The sequence below is a fragment of the Acinetobacter sp. YH01006 genome (assembly GCF_013420445.1).
Lineage (GTDB): Bacteria > Pseudomonadota > Gammaproteobacteria > Pseudomonadales > Moraxellaceae > Acinetobacter > Acinetobacter pseudolwoffii.
This window is the reverse complement of record NZ_VOYB01000003.1, coordinates 296,690-302,919: the sequence shown is the minus strand read 5'-3', so window position 1 is coordinate 302,919 and position 6,230 is coordinate 296,690. Positions and strand designations below refer to the sequence as shown.

The 6,230-nt window shown below is 46.9% G+C and carries 3 protein-coding genes and 2 pseudogenes; all 5 read left to right on the top strand.

Features of this window, described 5'->3' with window-relative positions; genetic code table 11:
• Window positions 1-124: 124 nt before the first annotated feature.
• Window positions 125-1,429: pseudogene (locus FTT73_RS04565) on the top strand (TolC family protein); the annotation flags it as partial.
• Window positions 1,426-3,563 (top strand): annotated as a pseudogene (locus FTT73_RS04560) (type I secretion system permease/ATPase). The pseudogenes FTT73_RS04565 and FTT73_RS04560, both read left to right, overlap by 4 nt.
• Entirely contained in the window at window positions 3,560-4,747 is a 1,188-nt protein-coding gene (locus FTT73_RS04555) for an HlyD family efflux transporter periplasmic adaptor subunit (RefSeq protein ID WP_180191081.1), read from the top strand. Before FTT73_RS04560 ends, FTT73_RS04555 begins: the two are co-directional and overlap by 4 nt.
• A 118-nt stretch (window positions 4,748-4,865) precedes the next feature.
• A complete protein-coding gene (locus FTT73_RS04550; RefSeq protein ID WP_005171279.1) occupies window positions 4,866-5,465 on the top strand; it encodes a YigZ family protein in 600 nt (199 codons plus the stop codon).
• Window positions 5,458-6,075, top strand: coding sequence for an acyltransferase (locus tag FTT73_RS04545; protein ID WP_100328714.1), 618 nt, complete (start codon window positions 5,458-5,460; stop codon window positions 6,073-6,075). Before FTT73_RS04550 ends, FTT73_RS04545 begins: the two co-directional genes overlap by 8 nt.
• Window positions 6,076-6,230 lie beyond the last annotated feature (155 nt).

Sequence of the window (6,230 nt, the reverse complement as noted above, 5' to 3'; positions counted from 1 at the left end):
TTAATCCTATTGAAAAAATGTGGGCATGGGTGAAAGCAAAAAGGAAAAAATGGTTGGTTAACTCAATAGATAAGCTTTTTAGTCGTTTCTTTAACGAGTGTATGGGTAATTAAGCGGTTTGACTATAGCTGAACTGCCACAGATTACCCGGCCACAACAGGGACAGTCTGCTACCGGCCCTATCGTGGCTCCTATTCCACAAAAGATGAATGTGGTGGAAGCGATCCATACCGCAGTTCAGCGACGTCCTGAAATTAGCCAGAGTATTTCTACCCTGTCTGCACAGGCGGCCAATATTGATGTGGCAAAAGCAGCCTATTATCCGCAGTTATCGGGCGGATTGGGGACCGGTGATCTGACCTCGGGTGAGCGTGGACGTCAAGTGATTTCCTTAAATGCGACACAGATGCTGTATGACTTTGGCAAGATCAAAACCAATGTCAGTATCGAGGAAGCCAGATTGGCAGAAGAGCAGGCAAGGGTGCTGGTCAGTCTGGATCAGGTAGCTTTTGAAGTGGCAGATGCGATTGTTAATATCAAGCGTTATCAGGAAATTACCAAAATTGCCCAGCAACAGATTCAGGGCATTGGACGGATTGCAGAAATTGCCAATTTGCGTGCCCGTGCCGGTATCAGCAGTCAGGCCGATCCAATTCAGGCTCAGTCCAATCTGGAAGCGGCACAATCGAACCTGCTGGTGCAGCAGACCCAGCTCAGACAATATCAGCAACGTTTACGCACTTTGCTGGGGTTTGATGTGTCTGCGGTGGAATGGGAGATTCCAGAACGTATTGTGGCGCAGGCCGATCTGTATCAGGATCCGGAATTTACCTAGATTCCCAATATGATTCTAGCACAATCAGGTGTAGAGGTTGCACGCTTTCAAAAAGATCAGGCACGTTTAAGTCGTTATCTAAGCATTCATCTGAAAGGCAGTTTAAGTCAGGCTGTTAATGGGCGGAATCCGAATAATAATGAAGATGACGGCTTTTATAATTCAATCATGATTGAAGCCAGCAGTAATTTTTATCAGGGTGGTGCAGCACGCTCTCAGGCACGTTCTGCCAGTTATGCCGAAGAAGCTGCACGTGCGCAGGTCAATACGGTTTATCTGGATGTACTGGATCAGGTTCGCTTGATTCGTGAGCAGATTGAAAATAAGCAAAAACAAATGGGAGTTTTATCCCAACGTCGTGCAACCACGGTACGAACCAAAGAGCTGTATCAAGAACAATATAAATTGGGTACCCGAACCGTGGTGGATTTGCTCAACGCAGAACAGGCGATTCATAGTGCAGCACAGGAAATTGAATCTGCGCGCTATGACATCTATTCGGCGATTGTGCAATATATTCAGGTTACCGGCCGTACACGGGATATTTACGCGCTTAACCGTATTTCTATTCAGGGGTTTGAAGTTCAGCCATGAGTACTACAATAAATTATCAACCGTGGCTTAAAGCGGTTTTGAATATTGCCAGACATTACCGGATTGAACCTTCTGAGGAGCGGATTCGTCTGCAACTGGACTGGAACCAGCATCATGACATCGACGAGATGCTCAAAATTGTCAGCCGGCAGATTGGTTTAAATGTCCGTAAAAATAATTTGACAGCAGCTTGCTGAATCCGTGGCGTTTGCCTTTGCTGGTGGAGTTTGAGAGTGGGGATGTGGGTGTGATTGAACGCATCGACACCCAAGCTAACGTCAGTATACAGCTCAGTGGCGATGAAGGCTTGTCTCAAAGTTTCACGGTTGAACAGTTAGAGACGGGCGTAAAGCATCTGTATGTTCTGCGTCCCGAATCTTCTGTGCCGGATGCGCGGGTGGATGAATATATCAAGCCGTTTGAGAAAAACTGGTTCTGGTCAATTGTCTTGAATGACTGGAAACGTTATATCGATGTCATGTTCGCCTCTTTAATCGCGAATATTCTGGCACTGGCCACGATTGTTTTCTCGATGAACGTGTATGACCGCGTGATTCCATCACAATCGATTCCTACCTTATGGGCTTTGGCTGGCGGTGTGCTGATTGCGGCAATTTTCGAGTTTGTTTTACGCGTCTCCCGAATCTATCTGTCAGACATTATTGGTAAACGTGCTGATCTGAAAATTTCGGATCGGGTATTTGGCCATTCTTTGCGCATCAAAAATAGTGAACGTTCCAAATCGACTGGTACCTTTATCTCGCAGATTCGGGAACTGGAAGGGGTACGCGAACTGGTCACTTCAACCACAGTGACTGCGATTGCCGACCTGCCATTTTTCTTCCTGTTCTTAGGGATTTTCTGGGTGATTGGCGGCAACCTGTTCTGGGTGATGCTGCTGGTGGTGCCACTGATGATTCTGCCTGGCATTCTGGCGCAGAAAAAACTGGCAGAACTGGCTCAGCTGGGCATGCGTGAATCTGCCATCCGTAATGCCTTGCTGGTAGAAGCCGTGCAAGGGATTGAAGATATCAAGCTGCTCAGAGCTGAAACACGCTTCCAGAATCAGTGGAACCATATGAATGAAGTTTCAGCCGATGTCAGCATGCAGCAACGTAAGATTGTGGGTTTGATGACGGCCTGGACGCAAAAAATCCAAGGCTTGACCTTTGCCATTGTGGTATTGGTCGGTGCTTTTGCGGTGATGGACGGCGAGATGACCACAGGTGCATTGGTGGCCTGTTCGATTCTGTCTTCACGAATGCTGGCACCCATTTCACAAATTACTGGCGTGTTGGGTCGTCTGCAACAGGCCAAAGTGGCCAAAGCCGGTCTGGATGAGTTGATGAAAAAATCGGTCGATCAGCCGGATTATTCTCATCTGATTCATCGCCCAGCTCTGGATGGCCATTATGAACTCAGTGGTGTGGTATTCAAATATGGCGAAGATGATCCAAAACCAAGCCTGATGATTCCAAAGCTTGAGATCAAACCGGGTGAAAAGATTGCGATTCTGGGCCGTAACGGTGCCGGGAAATCAACCTTGTTGCAGCTCTTGTCTGGTATGCAGACGCCGTTACAGGGCAAGGTCAAACTGGATGGTATTGATTTAACCCTGATTGATCCTTCAGATGTACGTCGTGATATGGGCTTGCTGAACCAGAATTCGCAGCTATTTTATGGTTCGATTCGTGAAAATCTCAGCTTGGGTGCGCCCTTGGCCACCGATCAGCAAATTCTGGAAGCGCTGCAAATCACGGGTGCATTCGCTTTTGTGCAGGAGAAAAAAGAAGGTCTGGATCATATCATTCTGGAAGGTGGTGTTGGCTTTTCTGGCGGTCAGCGTCAGGCGCTGTTATTAACACGGTTATTGATCCGTCAACCGAAAATTCTACTGCTAGATGAACCTACTGCTGCGATTGATGATGTGTCAGAAAAGCAGTTGATTGATCATCTTAAAAGTTATTTGAGCCATCGTACCATGGTGGTTGCGACACATCGCCGTGCGGTACTGGAGCTGGTGGATCGTATTATTGTGGTGAATGATGGGAAAATTGTCATGGATGGTCCACGAGATCAGATCCTGAATCAGTCACAGGGTGGCAATAAGCGGGTTGTTGGAGCAAGTGCATGAGTGAACTCAAAGAACTAAAACGTTCAAGCAAAGTCAGCTTTCAGGAACCACCTTTGCCTAAATCGAGTGTCATTATCTGGATTGTCGGCATTGGTTTATTGGTATTGCTGATCTGGGCCTGGTTATTTAGCTTGGAAGAAGTCTCTACCGGTACGGGTAAAGTGATTCCATCTTCTAAAGAGCAGGTGGTTCAGTCTTTAGAAGGCGGTATTTTGACCACACTCAATGTTAGAGAAGGTGAAATTGTAGAGCGCGGCCAAGTGTTGGCTCAGCTTGACCCGACCCGTTTTGAATCCAATGTCGGTGAATCTGAATCCTTACTGATTTCATCACGTGCGACCTCAGCTCGCTTACGCGCGGAAGTGAGCGGTACGCCATTGGTATTTCCCGAAGAAGTCTTGAAATACCCAAAACTGGTGAAAGAAGAAACGGCACTGTATCAGTCACGTCGTGCCAATCTGGAGGAATCCGTGGCCGGTCTAGAACAGGCCTTGGTACTGGTACAGCAAGAGCTGGAAATGACAGCACCACTGGTGGCTAAAGGGGCAGCCAGTGAGGTTGAAGTACTGCGCTTAAAACGTGAAGCCAACGACCTGCGTAATCAAATGAATGATATTCGTAATCAATATTATGTGAGCGCGCGGGAAGAGCTGTCCAAAGCCAATACCGATGTGGAAACTCAGCAGCAGGTGGTACGCGGCAAGTCAGATACCTTGAGCCGGACTATTTTTAAATCACCGGTACGCGGTATCGTAAAAGAAATTGATGTGATGACCTTGGGCGGCGTGATTCTACAAAATGGCAAGTTGATGACCATCGTGCCACTCGACGAAAAACTACTGGTTGAAGCGCGGATTTCACCACGTGATATTGCCTTTATTCGTCCAGATCAGGAGGCACTGGTTAAAATTACAGCATATGATTATTCAATCTATGGTGGGTTGAATGGTAAAGTTGCGATGATTTCACCAGACACCATCCGTGATGAAGTCAAGCAGGATCAGTTCTATTACCGGGTCTATATTCGCACGGAGAGTGACAAACTGAATAATAATGCGGGTCAGGAGTTTAATATCACCCCAGGTATGGTGGCCACGGTAGACATTCGCACCGGTTCAAAAACTGTCATGGATTATCTGATCAAGCCATTCAACAAGGCCAAAGAAGCCTTGCGGGAACGCTAATCTTTTCAGGCCATTGAGTTAAACAATCGAGTCAAATCGGGCCTCTCCATGGAGAGGCTTTTTATTTGTTGGAGTAAAGCAGGTATACTGCCAGGGTTCGATTTTAAAGCCTGAAGTTATGCCATATACGCTTGCCAGCCTGGTCAGTTTTGAGGAAGACATCAAAAAAAGCCGATTTCAGGCATTTGCGACCCCTGTAGAAAATGAACAGCAGGTCAAAGATTTTCTGGACGTTTATCGTGATCCAAGTACCACGCATCAATGCTGGGCCTGGAAAATTGGCCATCAGGTGCGCTTTAACGATGATGGTGAACCTTCAGGCACTGCGGGGCGCCCGATTCTCGCCACCATTGAAGGTAATGAACTGAGCAATGTACTGGTGCTGGTCAATCGCTGGTATGGCGGGATTAAACTCGGCACCGGAGGTTTGGTTCGTGCCTATGGCGGCTGCGCTGGACAATGCTTGCTGCTGGCAGACAAAATTGAACTGATTGAAAAGAAAAAAGTGCAATTTTTCTGTCAGTTTAATGAATGGGCCATTTTTCAGTATGAACTGAATCAGCAGCAAATCGATTATCAGGAAGACTATAGTGCCGAAGGCGTTCAGGTTCAGGCACAGTTGCAGAAGCATCAGATTGAAGCTTTTGCTTTAAAAATTCAGGATGTGACTCGTGGCCGTGAACAGCTCAAAATCATAGAAGAAGCGACAGATGACTGAAGCAGATCCATTACTGAAATATCGTGAGCAGCATAAACATCGCCTGAACTATATGCCTTGGCTATACTGGTCCTTAAAGCCGAAAAACCGTGGCTGGGCAGAAGCTTGGCAAAAAGAATATCAGGCTTATCTGATGGAAATGGAAACCGTCGAGATTGGTGAAAACTGTTTCATTTCGCCACTGGCACATATTTTTGCGGAACCGGGACGCAAGATCGTCATTGGCGATAATACCTTTATCGCCGCAGATTGCACCCTGCATGGCCCACTGGACATTGGCAATGAAGTGGCGATCAATCATCACTGTATTCTGGATGGTGGCCGGCTGGGGATTAAACTGCATGATCAGGTGCGTATCGCAGCGTATTGTCATCTGTATGCATTTGATCACGGTATGCAGCTAGAACAGCCAATTTATCAGCAAGCGGTACGCTCACAAGGCATCGAAATTGGCCGGGATGTCTGGCTCGGCGCACATGTCGGTATTAAAGATGGCGTTAAAATCGCAGATCAGGCCATTGTCGGAATGGACAGTATGGTCACCAAAGATGTCGAAGCACGGGCTATCGTTGCTGGGAATCCTGCAAGCTTTATTCGATACCGCAAATAAAGCTTTACACTCGGTAGATCTCTTTCATCAATCAGAAAATGATGGTTCTATTGATATTTAAATCCACGAGATATTAAAAGCCCTTTCTTCCTTTCGGATGAGAAGCAGTGCTTCGCAAGGGCATGAGCGGATTTTATAAAGACCTCTTCCTTATG